Below are 870 nucleotides of genomic sequence, written 5' to 3' on the forward strand. Positions count from 1 at the left end.
GTTCAAACATGCCGCCGCTGCCAAAGCACATGAGATATGCCTTGTACGAAAGGGCTTTGAACTCCTCTGACGCGTTCTTGTCCACGGCAAACCACATGTGCCTGCATCGCGGCATGCAGGTGTGCCGCGCGGAAATGGAAACGATTTCGGTCTCGTCCTCGCTGATGGGCTGCCATTGGCGGATGGAGATAAACGGCAGGACTTCGTCGGAGTCCTCTTCTACGCGGGGCCAGTTGTGGACGAAGCTCATGTTTGGGAAGACCGATGCGGCCGAGACCATGAATCCGTCCTTGCCGACTACATCAAGCTGCTCCTGGCTCCATTGCTCCTTCATCCGCGCGATCATGTCGTCGGGGTAGCCGACATAGCGAAGCCGTTCCTCCAAGGTGCCCTCGGGGAGCTTGTAGGTGGTACCGCCGCCGTTGCCGGCCCAGTAGGTTGTTCCGTCCTTGCGCTTCTCAGCCTTGGGTTCGCGGAAGAGACCGATTTCAACAACTGACGTGTGCGTTTGGGGAGTGTGGTACATGTCGCCGGCGAAGTTTTCGGCGCCGATCTTCCAGTTCGCTTTGACACGCCAGCGCTGGGGGCCCCGGAGTTCGATGCCGTCAGCGCTTTGCTTGGTGTAGTAATCCATGTAGAACTTGAAGTCGCCCAGGAAGTCCTCAAGGGGTTCCGCGTCAGGGTCAAGGCTGATGAAAATCAGACCGTTGTATACCCCCAGAGAAGGAGCGGGGAGCAGAGTCTGACCTTTTTTCTTGAAGCCTTCTTCCCCACCGTAGGCCTCTTTGTGGAACGGCAGACCCACGATGCGACCATCGTTGCGGTAGGACCAGCCGTGGTAGGGGCAGCGGAAATGCGAGGCGTTTCCCA

General features: G+C 58.3%; 1 protein-coding gene. It reads right to left on the bottom strand.

Features of this window, described 5'->3' with window-relative positions:
- Positions 1–870, bottom strand: an 870-nt coding sequence (locus tag OCL88_RS21065; RefSeq protein ID WP_264963840.1) for an SRPBCC family protein, incomplete at both ends; no start/stop codon positions are given.

The organism is Paenarthrobacter sp. PAE-2, assembly GCF_026013155.1.
Taxonomy (GTDB): Bacteria; Actinomycetota; Actinomycetes; order Actinomycetales; family Micrococcaceae; genus Arthrobacter; species Arthrobacter ureafaciens.